Genomic DNA, 21,836 nt, shown 5'->3' on the forward strand with positions numbered 1-21,836 from the left:
TGAGGAGGGGTTCGGAATGGGAAAATATCTTCTGGGGCTGGATGCCGGCAATACAATCATCAAAGCGGTGATCTTCGACCGGCAGGGCAACGAGATTGCCTCCGTTGCCGAGGAGGGACATAGCAGCATGCCGTGTCCAGGACATGTCGAGCGTGGGCTTGGTGAACTCTGGACAAATGCAAAGCTGGTAATTCGGACATGTATCGAGCAGGCGGGCATCGAGCCGGCGGAAATCGCAGCAATCGGGTGCGCGGGCCATGGCAACGGGCTCTATGCGCTTGACCGGCAGGGGGAGCCGCTGCTCGCCATCCAGTCGCTCGATACAAGGGCAGCCGGACTTGTCGAGGAATGGCAGGCCGAAGGCGTCGGCGATCGTACATATCCCATCGGCCTGCAACGCCCGTGGCCCTCCCAGACACCAACATTGCTTGCCTGGATCAAACGCCATCGGCCGGAAACATTCGGCAAGATCGGTACGGTCTTCCTCTGCAAGGACTTTATCGTCAATCGGCTCACCGGCCAGCGCGTCAGCGAAGTTTCCGACATGGCGGGTTGCGGGCTGCTGAACGTCACTGAGCGCCGCTATGATCGTGACCTGATGGCCGCCTTCGGGCTCGGTGACTGCATGGATATGCTGCCGCCACTGATCGAAAGTGCTGACATAGCCGGAAGGGTGACGGAAGCGGCGGCGGCGGAAACAGGTCTCTCCGTGGGTACACCGGTCATAGGCGGGTTCTTCGACGTGGTCGCTTCGGCTATCGGCTCGGGCGTCACACGCACGGGCGCGGCGTCGATCATCGCCGGAACCTGGAGCATCAATCAGGTGATTATCGACCAGCCCCGATTGGAGGGGCCGGTCTTCATGTCATCGACCTTTGATCGCGATCGCTACATGGCGATCGAGTCCAGCGCTACATCTGCCGCCAATCTCGAATGGTTCGTGCGCGAATTCTTTCCGGGAAAACAGCCGGATGGACGCTCACCGTTCGACGTGTGCTGCGAACTTGCCTCCTCGATGCAGCCAGCGATCAATGATCCAATCTATCATCCGTTTCTCTATGGTGCGCAGCAGGACGGCAACGCGCGAGCCGCATTCTATGGAATTGCCGGCTGGCACACCAAGGGCCATTTAATCCACGCTCTGCTGGAAGGGGTCGCGTTCGGCCATCGCCAGCACATAGAAACCCTGCGGACCGCAGGCGCCGGGTTCGACGAAGCGGTGCTATCAGGAGGTGGTTCGCGCAGCCTGCTCTGGCCGCAGATTTTCGCGGATGTGCTGGGAGTACCCGTCACGGTCGCCCGCTCGAGCCAGACTGGCGCCCTTGGCGCGGCGATCGCCGCAGGAACCGCCGTCGGCATGTTTGCCGGTTTCGAGGCTGGCGCCACGGCAATGGTTTCAACTGACCGCCACTACAGGCCGGACTCAGCGCGCTCGGCCCATTATGACTACCGCTACCGGCTCTACCTGGATATCGCCGATGCAATGGCGCCGATCTGGCGGCGCATGGCAGGAAGCGGAGCATCCGCAACGGAGGTGGCAGCGTGAACCCGCATGCCCATGAAGCCGCGCACGACGAGGGCGTCTACGACTTCATTATCATAGGAGCGGGATCGGCGGGCTGCGTCCTTGCTAACCGGCTGTCGGCGAACCCGAAAAATCGCGTTCTCCTGCTCGAGGCTGGAGGCAGCGATCGCTACCACTGGATTCATGTGCCGATCGGCTATCTCTTCTGCATGGGTAACCCCCGCACCGACTGGATGATGAAGACGGCGGTGGAACCTGGCCTCAACGACCGCTCCTTGCCCTATCCCCGCGGCAAGGTCCTCGGCGGATGTTCGTCGATCAACGGAATGATTTACATGCGTGGGCAAGCCGCCGATTACGACAATTGGCGGCAGGCAGGTAATACCGGCTGGGGCTGGGATGATGTCCTGCCGTATTTTCTGAAATCCGAAGACAATTATCGCGGGCGCACTTCCATGCATGGTGCGGGCGGGGAGTGGCGCGTGGAACGGCAGCGACTTTCGTGGCCCATCCTCGATGCTTTTCGGGATGCCGCGGAAGAACTAGGCATTCCCAAGACCGATGATTTTAATGCGGGTGATAATGAGGGCTCGGGCTATTTCGAGGTGAATCAACGCGGCGGGTTCCGCTGGAATACGACCAAAGCGTTTCTGCGCCCGGCTCTCAAGCGGCGCAACCTTCGCGTTGTCACCGAAGCCGAGGTTGAACGCCTAGAGTTCGATGGCAAGCGCGCGGCACGTGTCCGCTATGGCCTTCGGGGCAAGGCCCGCGTTGCAGCTGCCGCGGGAGAAATTATCCTTTCGGCAGGAGCAATCAACTCGCCCAAAATCCTCGAACTTTCGGGGATTGGCGACCCCGCAATCCTCTCTCGCGCAGAAATCGAGCCCCTTCACCAACTTCGAGGCGTCGGTGGCAACCTTCAGGACCATCTACAAATTCGCACGGTGTTCCGCGTCGAAGGTGCGAAGACGCTGAACCAGCTCTACCACAATCTTATTTCGCGCGCCGGGATGGGATTGGAGTATCTTTTCCGCCAATCCGGACCACTTTCGATGGCACCGAGCCAGCTCGGCATTTTTGCGAAGAGCGATCCGGCATTGATGACACCAGATCTTGAATATCACGTCCAGCCGCTCAGCACCGATCGCCTTGGCGAGCCCTTGCACCACTACCCGGCCGTCACTGTTTCGGTTTGCAATCTCCGTCCGGAAAGCCGGGGGACCGTGCATATTTCCGGACCGGAGACGAGAGTTGCGCCGGACATCCGACCGAATTACCTCTCTACGGTCGGCGACAGACTGCTTGCCGCCAGGTCCATCCGTCACGCCCGCAATCTCATGGCGGCAAAGGCCGTCATGAAGTACCGGCCGGAAGAGATGCTTCCCGGCCGCAGATATCAGAGCGATGAGGAACTGATCCAGCGTGCAGGCGACATCGCAACAACGATCTTTCATCCGGTCGGAACCTGCAGAATGGGCAGCGACGATCTAGCTGTGGTCGATAGTAGGCTTAAGGTCCGCGGGCTGGAAAAACTACGTGTAGTGGATGGTTCAATAATGCCAGCCATAGTCTCAGGGAATACAAACTCCCCCGTCATCATGATCGCGGAAAAAGCTGCCGATCTCATTCTTCAGGGTAACTGACAACATTACCTGGTCGCAGTAAATGACTTCGGGTGGACGGACACGGTGGTTTCTCCAATATCGAGCCGAGTTCGATCTTCCGCTCGGGAAATGGCCGATCCGCGCCGACAACGTGAAACTCAAGCGCGCCTATACAGCGGCCGCCGCTGATCGCTGGAACGAGATTCGCAAACGCTACGCAAGTTCGCTTCTTGCGTAAGATATTGAGAAACAGTCGGACAGCGGCCTCTTCTCGGCTGAAGATTCTAGCACTTCATAGTTTGTCGCCCGAGCGGTTCATTGCGCTGGCCGTTTCACACAACACGGCATCGGCCGTTTTTGCTACGACGCGAGTCCTTAAATCCCTGAACCGTCCAGCTGCTCGGCGTCTTCGCCTTCCCAGGGTGAGGGCAGAGAAGTGCGCTTAAGATCGGCCGAGGGCATCGGCATCCAGCACTTCAATTCTGGCTCAGCATATTCGACGACCCGACCCGGTGAGGAATCAGAGGCGCGCCAGCCTTCGGCACCGAATTGGTCACCATTCGACCAATAGGCGAGGTCGACTTCTGCCTGCCCCTGTTCGGACGAACGAATCGTTACGAGGATTCGACTACCGTCTTTCGGCGCGCTCGCCATGTGGCGCCAGCGGTCTGGCTCATCCATCGTTTTTTTCCTCTTGACTTGCTGCGGGTTGCAAGTGTCGCCTCGCCATTGAAAACGGTCAACTCAAACTTTTTCACAAGGCGATGCCAGATCCTGAGCGAGCTGGCATCAACACTTGCCTGTCCAACATCGTTAAAAGACAATGAGTTTGGCTTTCCACTGCGTGTACTTGAGCTCAACCGTCTTCGAGCCGCCTGATCACAATATATATCTCACGAATGTCTTTCGATGAGTTCGCTCAAAAGCCGGGCAGTTACGGACTCGTGGCGACCGAGATCGCGGACGCTGCTCATGTGATTGGAATTTTCGATTGTTTCCCTGGCAACGTTCAATCCCTGTCGTTGTAACGACGCCGTGAAGGCATCCGCCTGCTGATGAAACGGTGGTGTTTCATCGCTGCCCGCGGCAACGACCACGTTTGTGTGTACGTTATGAGAATGCGACAAAGGCGAGAAGGCGGCGACTTCCTGGTCGGTAAGACCGATTTCCGCCTGAAGAAATGACGTTTGTAGTGGTTTTAGATCGTAGATACCGCCAAGCAGCAGGGCCGCCGCAATACCAGAACTCTCGGCCTGCTTTTGGAACAGAAAGCTTGCGAGATGTGCGCCAGCGGAATGGCCACTTATAGTCAACCGCGACGCATCGCCCCCATATCGCGAGATATGGTCATGCACCCACTGTCTGGCTCGCCGAACCTGATCGACCAGCACGTCCAACCTGACATGCGGCATCAATGCGTAGTCCAGGATGACGGCAACGGCACCCACGCGGGTGATGGTATCGGCGACGTAGGAATAGTCTCGCTTGGAAAACATCCGCCAGTAGCCACCGTGGATGAACATATGTACCGGCCGAGCTTTCCGAGGTCCTTCCGGAAAGAAGATGTCCAGGGTTTCGCTCGCGTCCCTTCCGTAGGGAACATCTGCCAGCATCGGCAATGTATGGCGGGTGGCATAGCTTGCGGCGACGATCTCAGCGACGATCGTGTCGAAGTCCTCCACATGGGCGCGGATGCGAAACGGGTCGGTTTCCAATGATCGTTCCACCGCTCTAAAAACTCGCTGCAATATATTTGGCTTCCATGAATTCAGCAATGCCGTGGTGCTGACCGCCCTCGCGGCCAAGCCCACTTTGCTTGACGCCGCCGAACGGTGCGGCTGGGTCAGATACCAGCCCCCGGTTCAAGGCGATCATGCCAGCTTCAAGGCCGGACGAAACACGTAAACCCCGGGCAATGTCTCGGGTGTAAACGTATGCTGCAAGTCCGTATTCGGTATCGTTAGCCTGAATTATTGCCTCTTTCTCCGTTTCAAAACGGTAGAGAGGCGCGACGGGGCCGAAGATCTCTTCGTGGGCCATTTCCGCGTCGGCCGCAACGTCCGCGAGCACCGTTGGCGGGTAGAAGAAACCGGTGCGTATGGGCGTCTCCCCGCCGCAGAGGACGCGCGCCCCTCTGCCCTTTGCATCATTGACCAGTCGGTCGATCTTCTCCACCGCCTTTTGCGTAATCATTGGACCACATTCGGTCAGCGGATCGATCCCTGCCCCGACATTGAGCGCTTCCATCCGCTTTGTGAGCGCCTCTGCAAATGCGTTGTAGATGCCGGACTGGACATAAAGTCGGTTCGCTGCGGTACATGCCTCGCCGGCATTGCGCATCTTCGCGACCATCGCGCCATCGATTGCAGCGTCCAGGTCGGCGTCGTCGAACACAATGAACGGTGCGTTGCCACCGAGTTCCATCGAGCAAGAGACGACGTGCTTGGCCGCTTCTGCAAGGAGGAGACGACCGACACCAGTCGACCCTGTAAATGAGAGCTTCCTTACACGCGGATCCGCAAGAACCGCAGCACCAAATGAGGACGGCTCGCTAGTCGTCAGGACGTTGATGACACCTGGCGGAACGCCGGCTTCCTCGTAAATAGAAGCGAGCGCGTAGGCCGTCAGGGGCGTCTCGCTGGCGGGCTTCAGGATCACAGTGCAACCAGCCGCCAATGCAGGCGCGATCTTGCGTGTTGCCATCGCTGCGGGAAAATTCCATGGAGTGATTAACAGGCATATGCCTATTGGTTGATAATCCACGATGATCCGGTTCGCACCGGATGGTGCGATACCGAACTCGCCAGTAATGCGCACGGCCTCCTCGGCATTCCAGCGAAAGAATTCGGCCGCGTAGGAAACTTCACTGCGCGCATCACGTAGAGCCTTGCCATTCTCCATGGAAATCAGGGTCGCCAGTTCCTCGGCGCGCTCTGTCATCAGTTCAAAACAGCGACGCAGGATCTCGGATCGTTTTCGGGGCGAAGTCGCGCTCCACGCCGGGGCGGCCGCGGACGCCGCATCGATGCTTGCGCGAGCATCCTCGACGGTGGCGTCGGGAACCGTTGCAAGGACGGTTCCGGTGGAAGGATCGATAACGTCGATCTCATGTCCATTCTGCGCAGGTCGCCAAGCTCCATCGATATAAAGGCCGCGAGCGGCAGCCTGAATGTTTGGCAGTTGGCGATCGGGCTGAGGCATCTGTTGTGCAAGGTTCATTTCAATCCTCGGGGTTTAGACTGCGGAAGCGGCTAGGTCGCCGTCGTAGGCTGCTTGAATGAGACGCTTCATCGCATCGAGATCAAACGATCTCGGGTTGTTTTTGATCAATCTATCGATGCCTAGCGCCTGCTCTGCGGTCCACCCAATCTTGTCGGCGGACAGCCCGAGTTCCGCGAGCGTTCCAGTAATGCCGATAGCGGCAAAGAGCCTGCGGATCTCTTCAATTGCGGCCTTTGCCATTCTTTCGGTAGCCTCCTCCCATGGCCCGAGGCCAAGGGCAGAACCGATCTGCGCCATTTCAGCCGCTGAGACGGATCGGTTGTAGTTCATCACATAGGGCATCATAGTCGCGACACCGAGCCCATGTGCGGTATGGGTCAAGGCGCCCGCCGGGTATTGAATGGCGTGGGCAGCTGCGGTCCCTGCGGTGCCAAATGCACAGCCTGCCGCTAATGCTCCCATCATCACATCGGCCCTGGCATTTTCGTCAGAGCCGTCCCTGTAAGCCGCTTCCAGACTGCGGCCGAGAAGGGTGATGGCGAGCAAAGCGAAATGATCCGTCAGTGCGCTCTTGCCGATGAAGACGTGGTTTTGCGCCAAGTCAGGATCGGCACCGCGTCGTTTAGCAGTGAAGGCCTCGATCGCATGTGTGAGGGCATCGGCGCCAGCGATAGCGGTCAGTCCTGGAGGACACGACATTGTAAGCTCCGGATCGCAGATGGCCGCTGCTGCAATCAGATAGGGACTGGATATGCCGACCTTCAGCGTCCTGTCGGGGTCGGAGATCACCGCGACCGGTGTGACTTCAGAGCCGGTTCCCGCCGTCGTCGGAACGGCGATGACTGGTAGCGTCGAGCCCGGAACCTTGAACTCCCCGTAATAGTCCTGAAGGCTGCCGCCGTGGCTTAAAAGAAGCGCGGCACATTTTGCCATGTCCAGGCAACTCCCACCGCCGATGCCGATCACCATATCTGGCGCGAAAGATTGCGCTTCCTCCACGCAAACGGCGACAGAATCGCGCGGAACGTCCGGAAGGACCCGGTCGTGCACCATGATTTCAATTGACGCATTCCTTAGGGCGGCCAAGATATCGCTGAACACCGGGGTTCCTGCGAACCGCTCATCCGTGCATATCAGCGCCCGCCTGCCTAGTCGCGCAGCGATGATGGGCAAAGCGTGGCGCTGTCCCTTGCCGAACAGGATTTCTTTTGGAAGCCGGATGGCGGCAAAGAGGGTCATCGTCAATGTCCTTTGGCAGAGAATTTATCGAAAGATTAGGCGCGAAATTGTCTCCCACGCGGGTCTGAACAGCATCGACCTTCTCGCGTTGTGCGACGGCTTGGTCTCCAGCATTGGGCGATTTGAACCAGCGGTGAATCCCAGCTCCGCAACACGCAGATACGTTGGATCCGATCTCGCTCAACACAGAATGAGCTGTTGCTTACAAAGGCGTGTCCTCCCGAAACTTTGAGAGGCAATAAACCCATATTTTCCACCGCAAAGGCTCCCGATATAAAATCCTATAGGATATAGTATTGCATATCACCGAGCATCGTGTTAGCGATTGGTGATGTCAAGAGGCAAAAAATGCAAAACCGAAATTCAATGAATCTCACCGATGCGCCGGATACGAGTGGGTTTATCCAACGTTCCAACAGCTTGTCAGGCAGCGTTTACGACGCGATCTTCGCCCAGTTGATGTCGTTGAAAATAGCGCCTGGATCACGCATTACAGTCGACAATCTGGTTAGAGAGTTGAATGTTTCGCAAACACCGATCCGGGAAGCGCTTGGCCGCCTCGAAGGTGAGGGATTGGTCGTAAAGACCCATTTGATTGGATACAGCGCGGCGCCACAAATCGCCAGGCGGCGGTTTGACGAGCTTTACCAACTCCGCCTTCTCCTGGAACCGGACAGTGCTGCGCGGGCCGCCGCCGCGATGGATAAGGAAAAGCTTGCCGCTCTTCAGACGGCCGCGGGTATGATGGGACGTCGCGAAGACACCGACGAGCGGCTTCGCTACTCCACGTTCGCAAGGCAAGACGCTTTATTCCATGACAAGATTATGGAAATTGCCGGAAACGAGCTCATCCGGGAGACGCTCAACCACCAGCACACGCACTTCCATATCTTCCGCTTGATGTTTCATTCTCGCGTGACAGAGGAAGCGCTGGACGAACACGAAGCCTTGCTCGCCGCATTCGCGGCAGGTGACGCCGCCGGTGCCGAGAGGGCGATGCGGATCCACCTCGAGCGTTCGCGGGACCGGCTGCTACCGGCATTCGAGTAGGGACCGGAAGATGTCCAGTGTCTTAAGCATCGAAAGAGAGGGGGAGAGGGTTGTGGCGCAAAAAGCCGATCCCCTTCGCCACTCTCTCCTGCGCGCCGAGGGTGTCTCCAAACAATACGGACCGGTCACGGTGTTGTCCGACGTTACGCTCGATATCTTGCCGGGCGAGATCCATGCAATCATCGGCGAAAACGGAGCGGGCAAATCGACGTTCATGCGGCTTTTGTCAGGCTATATCGAGCCGACCGCCGGAACACTGGCGCTTAGTGGCCAGCATGTTCGGTTTGCCAAGCCGGAGCAGGCTCAAGATGCCGGCATTGCCCTTGTCCACCAAGAAATTTTGCTGGCCGAAGCGCTAACTGTTGCGGAAAATCTGTTTCTTGGCCGCGAGTTGACGCGAAATGGCGTCGTAGATGACCGGACGATGCGGCGTCTTGCGACGGAAAAACTTACCGAACTCGGTTGTCTGGTGTCACCGAACGCTCTTGTGCGAAACATCGCGCTGGCGGATCGACAACTTGTCCAGATTGCACGCGCGCTTCTGGACGACTACAGGATCGTCATCTTCGACGAGCCGACCGCTGTCCTCACGGGGGAAGAGGTCGAAAGACTGCTTGCCATTATTCTGCAGCTGAAGGAACAGGGCGCAGCAGTCCTATACATCAGCCATCGTCTCGATGAGGTGCAGCGGCTGGCCGACAAAGTGACAGTTCTGCGTGACGGCAAAAAGATTGGGACCTATCCCGGCCGAACTCTCAGCCAGATGGATATGGCGCGCCTTATGGTCGGCCGAGATCTCGCTGCCCTCTATCCAGAAAAGCGCACCAAAGCCGCTGGCGAGGCGATGTTAACGGTGCGTGACCTTTCTGTTCCAGGGTTCGCCAAAAACATCTCGTTCCAGGCTCACAAATCAGAGATTCTCGGTTTCGCCGGAATGATCGGCGCTGGCCGCACCGAGCTCTTCGAGGGCATCATGGGGCTGCGTCCGGCAACCGGCACCGTCGAACTTGAAGGCAAGCCGATCAATATCCGTTCGCCTCGCGCGGTGCTCGATGCCGGTATTGGTTACCTTACGGAGGACCGCAAGGGGAAAGGTCTTTTGCTTCACGAACGGCTGGCGCCCAATCTGACGCTTTCGGCACTAACCCGCTTTCACCCGGGCATTTTCCTGCGGCGATCGCGTGAGCAGGATGCCTTGAGGGCCGCGGTCGAACAGTATGACATCCGGCTTAAGAGCTTCGGGGTGAAGGCCGGACAACTTTCCGGCGGCAACCAGCAGAAACTGCTGCTTGCCAAGGTCCTGCTCATCACTCCATCCGTCGTTGTCGTCGACGAACCGACGCGGGGTATTGATATCGCCAACAAGGCCCAGATCTACGCCTTCATTCAAAGCCTAGTGGCTGAAGGGAAGGCGTGCATCGTCATCTCCTCGGAAATGCAGGAGTTGATCGGTATCTGCGATCGGATCCTGGTGATGCGGGAAGGACGCCTAAGAGGAGAGGTCTCGGGCGACGCTATGACGGAACATAATGTAGCGCTTCTGGCGACAAGCGACGCCGCGGTCGACGGCAACGTGGGAGGAAGAAAATGACAATTATAGCGAGTTCGACGGCGATCCGGCCTGAGCGGGAATGGAATATCGGCTGGACAGATGTGGGCCCCTTTGTCGCTCTCGTCGTGCTGATGCTGATCGGGTTTCTGATCAATCCGGATTTTCTTTCGGCAACAAACCTCGGCAACGTTGTCACGCGAAGCGCTTTCATTGCTATTATCGCTGTTGGGGCGACATTCGTGATCTCATCTGGAGGATTGGATCTTTCGGTCGGATCGATGGCCGCCTTCATTACCGGGATAACCATCATGTTCATGAACAGGATGGCACCGGAATGGGGCGTATTAGCAATTCCGGCCGGAATGACGGTGGCAATTGTCGTCGGCCTTCTTTGTGGCCTGATGAACGGCCTGATAGTTACAATCGGCAAGATCGAGCCATTCATTGCTACGCTCGGCACGATGGGCATCTTCAGGGCGCTGATCACCTACATGTCCGACGGGGGCTCAATCCCTATCGATCGCAGCCTTCGCGACGCCTATCGCCCCGTTTACTTTGGCACGTTTGTAGGGATACCGCTGCCGATCATCATCTCGGTGGCAGTCGCCGCAGTCGCCTCCTTCATTCTTTACAAGATGAAGTACGGAAGAAAATGCGCGGCTGTAGGGGCTAACGAGGATGTCGCGCGCTACTCAGGCATTTCGATAATCAAGACACGCACTATCGCATACGCCATTCAGGGCACATGCGTCGCTGTCGCCGCAATATGCTATGTGCCTCGCCTCGGCGCGGCAACGCCGACCACGGGGGTACTTTGGGAGCTGCAGGTTATCACCGCGGTTGTTATTGGCGGAACGGCTCTCCGTGGAGGCAAGGGCCATGTTTGGGGGACGGTCGCTGGCGCCGTCATCCTTGAACTCATTGCCAACTTGATGGTGTTGTCCGACTTCGTCTCGGAATATCTCGTGGCGGGTGTCCAAGGGGTCATCATCATCATCGCCATGCTTATCCAACGGTTTTCGAAATAATCCGCGTCTGGACCGCGCGGGTTCCTAATTGTTGAGTCCAAATTCTGGGAGGAAAGAATGTCTACTACGAAATGGATTGCGGCTGCCGCCGTGGGTGCACTATTGATCGCCGGCCAGGCGCTGGCTGCCGACAAGAAGGTTGTTGCGGTATCGATACCAGCAGCCGACCACGGCTGGACGGCCGGCATCGTCTATCATGCACAGGCTGCTGCCAAGGAAATCAACGCCGCCTTTCCGAATGTTGAAGTCATCGTGAAGACTTCACCATCAGCGTCGGCTCAGGTGAGCGCCTTGGAGGATCTCTCGGCAGGGCGTAAGCTCGACGCGCTGGTGATTTTGCCATATACCTCTGAGGAACTGACGACGCCGGTCAAGGCTGTCAAGGACGCGGGCACTTTCATCACCGTCGTCGACCGAGGTCTGAATGACTCGTCGATCCAGGACCTGTACCTTGCCGGTGACAACATCGCCGTGGGACGAAACACCGCAAAGTTCCTGATCGACAGACTTGAAGGTAAGGGCAATCTCGTCGTCCTGCGTGGCATCCCTACCGTCATCGATGACGAACGCATCAAGGGATTCCAGGATGCGATCCAAGGCACCGATCTGAAGGTGTTGGATATCCAGTATGCAAACTGGAACAGTGATGAAGCCTTCAAATTAATGCAGGACTATCTCGCAAAGTATCCACAGATTGATGCGGTGTGGGCCAATGACGACGATATGCTTCTTGGCGTGCTGGAAGCCGTGAAACAATCGGGGCGCAAGGATATCAAACTGGCGCTCGGTGGTAATGGCATGAAGGACATCGTCAAGAAGGTCATCGACGGCGATGCAATGACACCCGTAGAGACACCTTATCCACCTGCCATGATCAAGACGGCAATCTATATGACTGTCGCCAACATCGTCGGCCAAGCGCCTGTGCGCGGCACAGTAAAACTCGATGCGCCGCTGATCACCCAGGAGAACGCGAAGGAGTATTACTTTCCGGATTCACCGTTCTGAACATTCACTAACGAGGCCGCGCGCGCCGCCTCAACCTATCCAAGAGGAGCAAATCATGCCAGGCAAGAAGATACTGATGCTGACCGGTGAGTTCACCGAGGAATATGAAATTTTCGTCTACCAACAGGCGATGGAGGCCGTTGGACACACGGTGCATGTAATCTGCCCCGACAAGAAAGCCGGCGACCTGATCAAGACATCACTCCACGACTTCGAAGGAGATCAGACTTATACCGAAAAGCTCGGTCACTTCTTTACAATCAACAAGACTTTCTCGGAGGCCGAGGCACAGCTTGATCAATATCATGCCGTCTACGCTGCAGGCGGCCGCGGCCCTGAATATATCCGTACCGACAAGCGCGTGCAGGCGATCGTCCGGCACTTTCATGACAAGCAGAAACCAATCTTTACGATTTGCCACGGCGTGCAGATTCTTATTGCGGTGGATGGCGTCGTACGCGGCAAAAAAGTAGGCGCGTTGGGCGCTTGCGAGCCGGAGGTAACGCTTGCAGGCGGCACTTACGTCGATCTATCGCCGACAGAAGCCTATGTTGATGGCACGATGGTGTCCGCCAAGGGTTGGACTGCACTGGCAGCCTTTATCAGGGAATGCCTCAAAGTGCTGGGAACGGAAATCCACCACAGCGAAGACGTTGCGAAAGCTGCGTGACAGCTTGCTGGAAATTCACAAGGAACAGCGGATGGCCATCCAAAATGGGAGGCCATCCGGCTCCCTGTTTGACACTGTCTTGAACAGTTAGGTTCCATTAGTATTCGACAAGGCTTACTGCCTCACTCGGTGGCAACGTTTTAGGCGCTAATACGCGTTGAGGCCAGCACGCACGAGAATGCCGCTGACGACCATGGGAACCCGCCTATTTTGGTATTCTCGACAGGACACATCGCCCCGAAGACGTTATGACCGCGGCAAGGCGGCTCGGAGCAACCAGCTTGGGGATAGAAATGCTCGTTTCGCTCTTTATTGTCTGCTACTTCGCGTATGCGGTCTACGTCTTCGTTCCGATGTTAACGAAAGCGTGGCATTCAGAAATTTGGTTTGGCCGGGGCGCTGAATACAGCAGGGTAAACAATCCGAAAATGTATTGGTTCGGCATGGCCTTTGGAGCATTCAACATCCTGTTTCCGATGTTTATTCTGTGGATGCTGATTGTTTACGGAGCGCGTTGACGGCGCGCCTTGGATTCATGATTCCCGCTCTTCGGACAGCCAAATGTTACCCGAGAGGTTACCTCGAAGGCAAAATGCTCCAGCGGTGATTTTCCGTTGATTCAAATCGCTTGGTGATTTCGTGAGTTGATGGCGCGCCCGAAAGGATTCGAACCTCTGACCCCCAGATTCGTAGTCTGGTGCTCTATCCAGCTGAGCTACGGGCGCGTGCCACAATGCGCGTTAGTCTGCGCAGCGCGGTTGGTAATCGGTTGAGCTATGAATTGCAAGCAGCTTCGCTTAAAAAACCTCAACTATTTTCAGATGGATTGCAGGTTGCGGTTTCTTTGGAGGCTAAAGACTACGGCCGATGGCCAGATATTTATCGCGCCGATCCTGTCTAAGCATGTCGCGATCCATATTGCCCATGGATTTGAGAGCTACGTTGATAATGTTGCCCGTTGCCTCGATCGCTGCATCCTTGCCGCGGTGCGCGCCGCCCATCGGTTCGGGAATTATGCCATCGATGATCTTCAATTCGTAAAGATCCTGAGCGGTAATGCGCATGGAGGTCGCCGCATCCTTGGCCCGCGTGGAATCGTGCCAGAGAATGGATGCTGCACCCTCCGGTGAAATCACCGAGTAGATGGAATGTTCGAGCATGTAGACACGGTTGGCCGTGGCGATCGCTATGGCTCCGCCGGACCCGCCTTCTCCGATGATAACCGAGACGATCGGCACTTTCAGATTGAGGCAAGCGGCGGTCGAGCGGGCAATGGCCTCCGCCTGTCCGCGCTCTTCCGCCGCGATCCCCGGAAAGGCACCCGCTGTATCGACGAGCGTAATCACCGGCAAGTTGAAACGGTCAGCCAGATCCATGATGCGCACGGCCTTGCGATAGCCTTCGGGCATGGCCATGCCGAAATTGTGTTTGAGGCGTGTCTTGGTGTCGTTGCCTTTTTCCTGCCCGATAACGGCGACGGCTTGACCATTGAAGCGGGCGAGACCGGCCTGGACAGCATCATCGTCCGCGTAGTTGCGGTCACCTGCAAGCGGCGTGAAATCGGTGAAGAGCTTGGAGATATAGTCCACACAGTGAGGGCGGTCCGGGTGACGCGCAATCTGCGCCTTCTGCCAGGGGGTGAGCTTGCGGTAAAGATCGCGCAACGCCTCGGCGGACCTTTTTTCCAACCGCATGATCTCTTCGTTGGTGTCGAGAGCGTCGCCTTCCTCGGCGAGCTTCTTCAACTCGAGAATTTTGCCGTCGAGATCAGCAACCGGCTTTTCAAAGTCAAGGTAGTTGTACATGGACGAGGGGTCTGCCTGCAAAACGGTGGATTTTTCACGACCTAACTGGCTGTTGCCGAGGCGCATGTCAAGGAAGCAAGGCTGAGATCATGCATTGGCGGCGCACGTTATAGAGGGAATTGCGGCAAAGGGATGGTGGTTTATTTGGCGGGACTCTTGCGTTTCACCGGCTTGGCGGCATTTGAGCGCCTCGCGCGCTTTGGGGTCTTGCTGCGCTGCCAGCCAATCCATCTGCCTTCACCTGCATAGTTGTGAAAGCCGCCAGCTGCTGCGATCAGTCCCTGCCGCACTTCGTCTAGATCAAGCCCCGACAGATTTTGCAGGAGAACTGGTGGCAGGTGATCGATGTCGAGCCAAGTCTGGTCAAAATAGATGTGTTCCGGTCCGCTTTCGCTGGTTACAGCAAAGAACCAGCGGCCTTCCATGACATCGCCGAACCACGGATCAGGAAACATGGAGGGCGAGAAGTCAAATCCAAACGCTGTTATTTCATCCCAGCGCCAGCTTTGCCGCCAATTCATTGTGCGGGCCAAATGGCTGGAGCGGCTAAATCCCGTTTCGTCAAAGTGGATCACTTCGCTGTCGGGTTCGACAGACGATGACTCTGATCTGTAAAACAATCTCTTCAACAGCTGCCACATGGCCATTCCGCCAGTTTGCTGGGTCCACTCCATCGGTGAGCCAGCATTTAGTCTGCCAGAGGGTGATGCTCCGTGACAAGCTGATGCAGCCGCTCTTCCATCACATGTGTGTAAATTTGCGTGGTCGAAATATCCGAATGGCCGAGTAGTTGTTGCACAGCGCGCAGGTCCGCGCCGTTTTGCAAGAGATGGCTGGCAAAGGCATGACGCAAAACATGGGGCGATATCGCCGATGTTTTAAGGCCCGCTCGCGCAGCAAGCCCTTTCAGTTCCCGTGCGAACACCTGTCGTGCGAGAAAGCCGCTTTCGGATATGGCCGGGAACAACCAGACACTGGCGGAGAGATTGGGCAATGCGTCACGCACCGCCAAATACTTTGCCATCGCGTCGCGCGCCTTGCCAGATAAGGGGACGACACGATCTTTCGAACCTTTGCCGCGAACCATGAGGAAGCGACTGTCCGAGCGTGCGACCGTCACCGGGAGACCAACAAGTTCAGAGACACGCAGGCCCGTTGCATAAAGAATTTCGAGCAACGCATGTAGTCGCAGCGCCTGGAGATGAACGGCACCAGATGATTGTGCGTCAAGGGTCTCTTCCTCAGCACGGGAAAGCAGTTTTTCCACATCAGACTCGCTAAGAATTTTTGGCAAGGAGCGGTCCTTTTTCGGCGTGTCCAGCGTGCTGGTCGGATCGTCGGTACGAATATTCTCCATATAAAGAAAGCGAAAGAACTGGCGCAGGGCCGAAAGCCGCCGCGCTTGAGACGTGGCTGCGTAACCCCGTCCGGCGATGTCGTCGAGATAGGATCGTATTGTTCCGGGCTCCGCAAAGGTCAACTGGATACCTGTTGCAACGCTGAACCCTGCAGCATCTTCCAGATCCCGCCGATACGAATCCAACGTGTTTTGGGCGGCACCACGTTCGGCGCTCATCATTTCGAGGAAAGTCTCTATAGCTGCTGCTGCTCGCATTGGCTTATTTCGGGGTATCCGGCTTCGGATTAAGTTTTTCAGAGGGAATACGAATGGTCATTTCCGTCTGCGTGGGGTGCACGAAAGTCACCAGCGCAACCATGCCGGCATAGACGAGCCCCGCGAGAATCGCGAGGATGAAAATCAATCGTGTAAGCGTTGGCATTTTCTGTTTGAATCGTTCTTTGTCGGCTTTGGCACTGGGTTCCATAATCCTGCAGCGGAAACCCTTATGATTTGATGAAGCTTGCGTCTTCTAATGCCATAGTTTGCTTGACGACAGCACGGTTTTCCTGTCGAAACGCAATTATGAATATGACTGAAGACATAGTTGGGGCAGCCGAGATCGCGGAGCTTGCCAAGTCCATCAGAGAGCGCCTCGGACATAGGTCCATCGTGCTTATCGGACTGATGGGCGCGGGCAAATCCACAGTCGGCAAAAAACTGGCGGCACTGGTCGAACTGCCATTCTTCGACGCTGACAACGAAATCGAAAAAGTCTCGACCATGACTATTCCAGAACTTTTCGAAGCCTATGGAGAAGCCGAATTTCGGGACCTCGAGCGGCGTGTTATTGCCCGCATGCTGGAAAATGGACCGATCGTGCTGGCGACCGGCGGCGGTGCTTATATGAATGAGCTTACGCGCAAAGCTATCGCTTCGGAGGGTATTTCGCTCTGGCTGAAAGCTGAACTTGATGTGCTGATGGCGCGTGTTGCGCGCAAACAGAACCGGCCGCTTTTGAAAAACGATAATCCCCGAGGTGTGATGGAACGGCTTATGACCGAGCGCCACCCGATTTATTCGATCGCCGATCTGGTGGTGAACTCCCGCGAAGAAAACAAGGAAATTATTGCCTTCGAAGCAATGCAGGCAATTGCCGGCCATCTTGACGGCATCGCACCCCGCAGCAATGAGGAATCCGGTTCATGACCGAAGCGGTTACCATTACCACTGTACCCGTGAAGCTCGGGGATCGTTCCTATGATATTCTCATCGGGGCCGGATTGATCGATCGGGCCGGATACGAGATTGCAAAGCGGGCAAAATCGGTGCGTGTCGCCATTGTCAGCGACGAGACTGTCGCAGGTCTGCATCTCGATAGGCTCGCGCGAAGCCTGACGGCTGCAGGTATAGATTCTACGCCCATCTTGGTCGCACCCGGGGAGAAATCCAAAGGTTTTGCAACACTCGAAACCGTAACCAATGCAATTCTTTCCGCGCGTCTTGAGCGCGGCGATATCGTGGTTGCTTTCGGCGGCGGTGTCATTGGCGACCTTGCCGGTTTTGCGGCAGGCATTGCCCGTCGCGGTATGGGATTCATCCAGATACCAACATCTTTGTTGGCGCAAGTCGATTCGTCCGTTGGCGGCAAGACGGGTATCAACACTGCACATGGCAAGAACCTCGTTGGCGTCTTTTATCAGCCACAACTCGTTCTGGCCGATACGGATGTGCTCGACACATTAACTCCGCGTGAGTTCCGTGCCGGTTACGCTGAAGTTGCAAAATACGGGCTGATCGACCGGCCGGATTTTTTTGTCTGGCTGGAAAAGAATTGGCGCGGGATTTTCGCTGGTGGACCCGAACGCACTGAGGCCATTGCCATATCATGCCAATCCAAAGCCGATGTCGTCGCCAGAGATGAACGCGAAACAGGAGATCGCGCGCTGCTCAATCTTGGCCATACGTTTGGCCATGCATTGGAAACCGCGACGAATTACGATTCCGGGCGGTTGGTGCATGGCGAAGGGGTCTCCATCGGAATGGTTCTCGCCCACCAGTTTTCAGCAAAGATGAATCTGGCGAGCCCGGACGATGCGGTTCGTGTCGAAACGCATCTGCGCCACGTCGGGCTCCCGGTTTCCATAGACGATATCCCCGGGGAACTACCCTCCGCGGAAAAACTGATGGACTATATTGCCCAAGATAAAAAGGTAGCGCGCGGGGCGCTCACTTTCATTTTGACTCGCGGCATTGGCCAATCGTTTATCGCAAAAGACGTGCCGCCATCCGCTGTGCTAAGCTTTTTGCAGGAGAAACATCCGACATGACCCTGGAAATCTGGATCTTTTGCGGAATCATATTCCTTTTGATCCTGATGTCCGCCTTGTTTTCAGGGTCTGAGACCGCTCTGACAGCCGTATCTCGTGCACGTATGCATCGCTTGTCCAAGCGCGGCGACGAACGCGCGGCCGTAGTGGAAAATCTGATAGAGAAGCGGGACCGGCTTATTGGTGTCATGCTCATCGGCAACAACCTCATCAATATTCTAGCCTCATCGTTGACGACGAGTATGCTGCTAACATTGTTTGGCCAAGCTGGCGTTGCCTACGCCACGGCGATAATGACAGTCTTGCTAGTCATCTTCGCGGAGGTGTTGCCCAAGTCCTGGGCTATTTCGAGTCCCGATAGAAATTCGCTCGCCCTTGTCCGGTTCGCCCAGATAGTCGTCTTTCTGTTCGGCCCCCTTTCTGATCTCATCAATTGGATCGTTCGCCAGATTCTTGCAGTGTTCGGCATCAATCTTGCGGCAGGCACGTCAATGTTGTCAGCCCAGGAAGAACTGCGGGGCACTGTCGATCTATTACACAAGGAAGGCTCTGTCGTTAAAGGTGATCGGGACCAGATCGGCGGTCTTCTCGACCTGCGTGAACTTGAAGTCTACGACGTTATGATCCACCGGACCGATATGGATTCGGTCAACGCAGACGATCCCATCGAAACCATCATTACAGAAATCCTGGCGAGTCATCATACCCGGATTCCTGTCTGGAAGGACGCGAACGACAATATTGTCGGCGTTGTTCATGCCAAGGATCTGGTGCGGGCGATCCGCGACGCCAATCGGGACTTTTCCAAGATCAACATCATGAAGGTGGCGACGAAGCCATGGTTCGTTCCGGATACGACAAGCCTTCAGGATCAGCTTAATGCCTTTCTGAGACGCAAAGCGCATATCGCCATCGTGGTCGATGAATATGGCGACGTGCAAGGATTGATCACTCTTGAAGACATTCTCGAAGAGATTGTTGGCGATATCGCCGATGAGCATGACATCGATGTGCAGGGTTGCCGTCCTCAACCGGATGGTTCAGTGCTGGTCGACGGCTCAGTCCCCATTCGCGATCTCAATCGGGCCTTGGATTGGCATTTGCCCGACGCCGAAGCGACGACCATTGCCGGTCTCGTAATCCACGAAACACAGAGCATTCCTAAAGAAAAACAGGCTTTCACCTTCCACGGCAAGCGTTTCACAATCCTGAAGCGGGAAAAAAACCGCATCACGCGCCTGCGCATTCGACCAATCGAGGATGACGACAAGCTGGGTTGAGCCTTTAAGAGCGTGTTGTCTCTCCGGGCGCTGCGGGTTCGAGTGCCAATGCGTGGACGCTGCCATTCAGTTCGTCCTGTAGCACATCATTGATGGCGCGATGGCGAGCAACGCGCGACATACCGGCGAATGCCTCCGCGACAATCCGCACACGAAAATGCGTTTCGCCTGAACCGTCAAATGTGCCATGATGCTCGCTGTCAGAATGTTGGTGGCCGGCGTGCAGATGGCTTTCATTGATGACTGCCAACGAAACAGGATGAAAAGCCTGCGTCAGTTTGTTTTCGATCACCGACTGAGTGGACATTTCGTTCTCCTGCGCCCATATGGTAGTTTCACTTGGCAAATCCATTCATGATCACAAATTTACCGCCATTTCAGGCGTTAGGTCTATCCATGGGTAAATGTCAATTCCTGTTCCGCCAACCGATCCGTTGATGATTCTGATTCGATGACCTCAAGTTCGAAATATTTTGACAGCATCCGCATCCGCCCGAAAAAGGTGGACGAGGAGAAATCGCGCACACCTGTCTGCCAATGGGACGGTTGCGATAAGCCTGGACCACATCGTGCTCCTGTGGGGCGTGAGAAGGAAGGCGAGTTCTTCCATTTCTGCATCGACCATGTGCGTGAGTACAACAAGGGTTATAATTATTTCTCTGGCCTCTCGGATGCCGAGGTAGCCAGATACCAGAAGGAAGCTTTGACGGGCGACCGCCCGACCTGGACCGTTGCGGGGTTACCTGGAAGCGGAGCCGGCGCAAGCGCCAGTACGCGTGCTCAAGCGAGCGCCAGCGCCAAGACGTCACCGGATTTTTCGAAGTTGCGTTCGGGTCGCGCGGCATATCAGAACAGATTCCGGGACCCCAACAGCGTTTTCAATGAGGCGCGGGTCCATATCCGCAAGCTCAAGCCATTGGAGTCGAAAGCACTGGATACGCTCGGGCTTGGCGCAAAAGCCACTGGCGAAGACATAAAGTCGCGCTATAAAGAGCTTGTGAAGATCCATCACCCCGATGCTAATGGCGGTGACAGGGCTTCCGAGGATCGTTTCCGTGACGTAATCCAGGCCTATCAATTGCTCAAAGCGGCTGGTTTCTGCTAACCCACGATTGAGCCGAATTCGGAACCTCACAGCGAGGTTCCAAACTATCTTTATGCGTCTGCGCGTGCAGTCGCGCTGGAGGCATGATGAATAAGGTTGATCGCGATATTGCGAATTTGCCGGATACAACGGTTTCTGCTGCAAAATTGTTTGGTTTTGAAACCGATATGATGGTTCCTGCCTATAAGGCGGGTGACGCTTATGTGCCGGAAATCGACACGGACTATCTCTTCGACAAACAGACCACGCTGGCCATTCTCGCGGGTTTTGCCTTCAATCGCCGTGTCATGGTCTCCGGCTATCACGGTACGGGCAAATCGACCCATATCGAGCAGGTCGCCGCACGGCTTAACTGGCCATGCGTGCGTGTCAATCTGGACAGCCACGTCAGCCGTATCGACCTTGTTGGCAAGGATGCGATCGTCGTCAAGGAAGGTATGCAGATCACCGAATTCCGCGACGGCATCCTGCCTTGGGCTTATCAGCATAATGTCGCGCTTGTATTCGACGAGTATGATGCGGGACGTCCGGACGTAATGTTCGTCATCCAGCGCGTGCTCGAATCGTCGGGTCGTCTGACGCTACTCGATCAAAGTCGCGTTATCCGCCCGCATCCCGCTTTTCGTCTGTTTGCGACCGCCAATACGGTTGGCCTTGGTGATACGACGGGCCTTTATCATGGTACGCAGCAGATCAATCAGGCGCAGATGGACCGCTGGTCCATTGTGACGACCCTCAACTATCTGCCGCACGATAATGAGGCGGCTATCGTTGCCGCCAAGGCCAAGCATTATCAGAACAAGGAAGGCAAGGAGATCGTCTCCAAGATGGTGCGCGTCGCTGATATGACGCGCGCAGCGTTCATCAATGGCGACCTGTCGACTGTCATGAGCCCACGTACCGTGATCACATGGGCGGAAAATGCCGATATCTTCAAGGACGTAGGTTTTGCTTTCCGTCTGACCTTCCTCAACAAGTGCGACGAACTCGAACGTCCGCTGGTTGCCGAGTTCTATCAGCGGGCATTTGGCAAGGAACTGCCTGAATCGACCGCCAATGTGGTCATTGGCTGAGCGTCA

Annotated in this window: 23 protein-coding genes and 1 tRNA gene; 14 read left to right on the top strand and 10 right to left on the bottom strand. The window is 56.2% G+C overall.

Annotated features, from left to right (window positions below):
- Positions 1-16: 16 nt before the first annotated feature.
- Genes PHA01_RS16135 through PHA01_RS16145 form a run of 3 tightly spaced genes read left to right on the top strand, consistent with a single transcriptional unit; the run spans position 17 to position 3,367 of the window.
- Positions 17-1,546, top strand: coding sequence for an FGGY-family carbohydrate kinase (locus PHA01_RS16135; RefSeq protein WP_271897196.1), 1,530 nt, complete (start codon positions 17-19; stop codon positions 1,544-1,546).
- Positions 1,543-3,168: a GMC family oxidoreductase gene (locus tag PHA01_RS16140; protein ID WP_271897198.1), complete on the top strand. Its 1,626-nt coding sequence runs from the start codon at positions 1,543-1,545 to the stop codon at positions 3,166-3,168. Before PHA01_RS16135 ends, PHA01_RS16140 begins: the two co-directional genes overlap by 4 nt.
- Before the next feature lie 22 nt (positions 3,169-3,190).
- Entirely contained in the window at positions 3,191-3,367 is a 177-nt protein-coding gene (locus PHA01_RS16145; RefSeq protein WP_271897200.1) for a hypothetical protein, read from the top strand.
- Positions 3,368-3,504: 137 nt separating this feature from the next.
- Here PHA01_RS16145 and PHA01_RS16150 read toward each other — a convergent pair whose 3' ends face one another.
- The 4 genes from PHA01_RS16150 to PHA01_RS16165 form a co-directional block, all read right to left on the bottom strand.
- The gene (locus PHA01_RS16150; protein ID WP_271897202.1) at positions 3,505-3,810 is read right to left on the bottom strand and encodes a hypothetical protein; all 306 of its coding nucleotides are present in this window, start codon (positions 3,808-3,810) and stop codon (positions 3,505-3,507) included.
- A gap of 212 nt (positions 3,811-4,022) precedes the next feature.
- Positions 4,023-4,844 (bottom strand): alpha/beta hydrolase, encoded by an 822-nt coding sequence (locus PHA01_RS16155; protein WP_271897204.1) that lies wholly within the window; start codon positions 4,842-4,844, stop codon positions 4,023-4,025.
- Positions 4,845-4,860: 16 nt separating this feature from the next.
- Positions 4,861-6,348 (bottom strand): NAD-dependent succinate-semialdehyde dehydrogenase, encoded by a 1,488-nt coding sequence (locus PHA01_RS16160; protein WP_271897206.1) that lies wholly within the window; start codon positions 6,346-6,348, stop codon positions 4,861-4,863.
- A 15-nt stretch (positions 6,349-6,363) separates the two neighbouring features.
- Positions 6,364-7,590, bottom strand: coding sequence for an iron-containing alcohol dehydrogenase (locus tag PHA01_RS16165; protein ID WP_271897208.1), 1,227 nt, complete (start codon positions 7,588-7,590; stop codon positions 6,364-6,366).
- Positions 7,591-7,956: 366 nt separating this feature from the next.
- Between PHA01_RS16165 and PHA01_RS16170 the strand changes: the two genes are divergently transcribed.
- The 6 genes from PHA01_RS16170 to PHA01_RS16195 all read left to right on the top strand — a co-directional run bounded on the left by PHA01_RS16170 (position 7,957) and on the right by PHA01_RS16195 (position 13,416).
- Positions 7,957-8,640 (top strand): GntR family transcriptional regulator, encoded by a 684-nt coding sequence (locus PHA01_RS16170; protein WP_271897210.1) that lies wholly within the window; start codon positions 7,957-7,959, stop codon positions 8,638-8,640.
- A 10-nt stretch (positions 8,641-8,650) separates the two neighbouring features.
- The gene (locus tag PHA01_RS16175; RefSeq protein WP_271897212.1) at positions 8,651-10,231 is read left to right on the top strand and encodes a sugar ABC transporter ATP-binding protein; all 1,581 of its coding nucleotides are present in this window, start codon (positions 8,651-8,653) and stop codon (positions 10,229-10,231) included.
- Entirely contained in the window at positions 10,228-11,220 is a 993-nt protein-coding gene (locus PHA01_RS16180) for an ABC transporter permease (protein ID WP_271897214.1), read from the top strand. Before PHA01_RS16175 ends, PHA01_RS16180 begins: the two co-directional genes overlap by 4 nt.
- A 57-nt stretch (positions 11,221-11,277) precedes the next feature.
- Complete coding sequence (locus PHA01_RS16185) at positions 11,278-12,228, top strand: substrate-binding domain-containing protein (protein ID WP_183664061.1); 951 nt, start codon at positions 11,278-11,280, stop codon at positions 12,226-12,228.
- Positions 12,229-12,283: 55 nt separating this feature from the next.
- Complete coding sequence (locus PHA01_RS16190) at positions 12,284-12,898, top strand: DJ-1/PfpI family protein (RefSeq protein ID WP_271897217.1); 615 nt, start codon at positions 12,284-12,286, stop codon at positions 12,896-12,898.
- A 248-nt stretch (positions 12,899-13,146) separates the two neighbouring features.
- Positions 13,147-13,416: a hypothetical protein gene (locus tag PHA01_RS16195; RefSeq protein WP_271897219.1), complete on the top strand. Its 270-nt coding sequence runs from the start codon at positions 13,147-13,149 to the stop codon at positions 13,414-13,416.
- A 130-nt stretch (positions 13,417-13,546) separates the two neighbouring features.
- Here PHA01_RS16195 and PHA01_RS16200 read toward each other — a convergent pair.
- The 5 genes from PHA01_RS16200 to PHA01_RS16220 all read right to left on the bottom strand — a co-directional run bounded on the left by PHA01_RS16200 (position 13,547) and on the right by PHA01_RS16220 (position 16,484).
- A tRNA-Arg gene (locus PHA01_RS16200) sits at positions 13,547-13,623 on the bottom strand.
- A gap of 126 nt (positions 13,624-13,749) precedes the next feature.
- Positions 13,750-14,703 carry an acetyl-CoA carboxylase carboxyltransferase subunit alpha gene (locus PHA01_RS16205; protein WP_271897221.1) on the bottom strand — a complete coding sequence of 318 codons (954 nt, stop codon included), beginning with the start codon at positions 14,701-14,703 and terminating at the stop codon, positions 13,750-13,752.
- A 140-nt stretch (positions 14,704-14,843) separates the two neighbouring features.
- A complete protein-coding gene (locus PHA01_RS16210) occupies positions 14,844-15,350 on the bottom strand; it encodes a hypothetical protein (protein ID WP_271897223.1) in 507 nt (168 codons plus the stop codon).
- Positions 15,351-15,391: 41 nt separating this feature from the next.
- Positions 15,392-16,318 (bottom strand): site-specific tyrosine recombinase XerD, encoded by a 927-nt coding sequence (xerD, locus tag PHA01_RS16215; protein WP_271897225.1) that lies wholly within the window; start codon positions 16,316-16,318, stop codon positions 15,392-15,394.
- A 4-nt stretch (positions 16,319-16,322) separates the two neighbouring features.
- The gene (locus PHA01_RS16220) at positions 16,323-16,484 is read right to left on the bottom strand and encodes a histidine kinase (protein ID WP_271897227.1); all 162 of its coding nucleotides are present in this window, start codon (positions 16,482-16,484) and stop codon (positions 16,323-16,325) included.
- A 143-nt stretch (positions 16,485-16,627) separates the two neighbouring features.
- Between PHA01_RS16220 and PHA01_RS16225 the strand changes: the two genes are divergently transcribed.
- Genes PHA01_RS16225 through PHA01_RS16235 form a run of 3 tightly spaced genes read left to right on the top strand, consistent with a single transcriptional unit; the run spans position 16,628 to position 19,652 of the window.
- Positions 16,628-17,251 (top strand): shikimate kinase, encoded by a 624-nt coding sequence (locus PHA01_RS16225; RefSeq protein ID WP_417020975.1) that lies wholly within the window; start codon positions 16,628-16,630, stop codon positions 17,249-17,251.
- The gene (gene aroB, locus PHA01_RS16230; RefSeq protein ID WP_271897231.1) at positions 17,248-18,372 is read left to right on the top strand and encodes a 3-dehydroquinate synthase; all 1,125 of its coding nucleotides are present in this window, start codon (positions 17,248-17,250) and stop codon (positions 18,370-18,372) included. Before PHA01_RS16225 ends, aroB begins: the two co-directional genes overlap by 4 nt.
- Positions 18,369-19,652 (top strand): HlyC/CorC family transporter, encoded by a 1,284-nt coding sequence (locus tag PHA01_RS16235; RefSeq protein ID WP_271897233.1) that lies wholly within the window; start codon positions 18,369-18,371, stop codon positions 19,650-19,652. Before aroB ends, PHA01_RS16235 begins: the two co-directional genes overlap by 4 nt.
- Positions 19,653-19,656: 4 nt before the next feature.
- Here PHA01_RS16235 and PHA01_RS16240 read toward each other — a convergent pair whose 3' ends face one another.
- Positions 19,657-19,959 (bottom strand): BolA family protein, encoded by a 303-nt coding sequence (locus PHA01_RS16240; protein ID WP_271897235.1) that lies wholly within the window; start codon positions 19,957-19,959, stop codon positions 19,657-19,659.
- Between the two features lie 144 nt (positions 19,960-20,103).
- Between PHA01_RS16240 and PHA01_RS16245 the strand changes: the two genes are divergently transcribed.
- Positions 20,104-20,757, top strand: coding sequence for a J domain-containing protein (locus tag PHA01_RS16245; RefSeq protein ID WP_112523565.1), 654 nt, complete (start codon positions 20,104-20,106; stop codon positions 20,755-20,757).
- 86 nt (positions 20,758-20,843) lie between these two features.
- Complete coding sequence (gene cobS, locus PHA01_RS16250) at positions 20,844-21,830, top strand: cobaltochelatase subunit CobS (protein WP_112523562.1); 987 nt, start codon at positions 20,844-20,846, stop codon at positions 21,828-21,830.
- The last annotated feature ends 6 nt before the right edge of the window (positions 21,831-21,836 follow it).

Source organism: Candidatus Phyllobacterium onerii, from assembly GCF_028331445.1.
Classification (GTDB): Bacteria; Pseudomonadota; Alphaproteobacteria; order Rhizobiales; family Rhizobiaceae; genus Phyllobacterium; species Phyllobacterium onerii.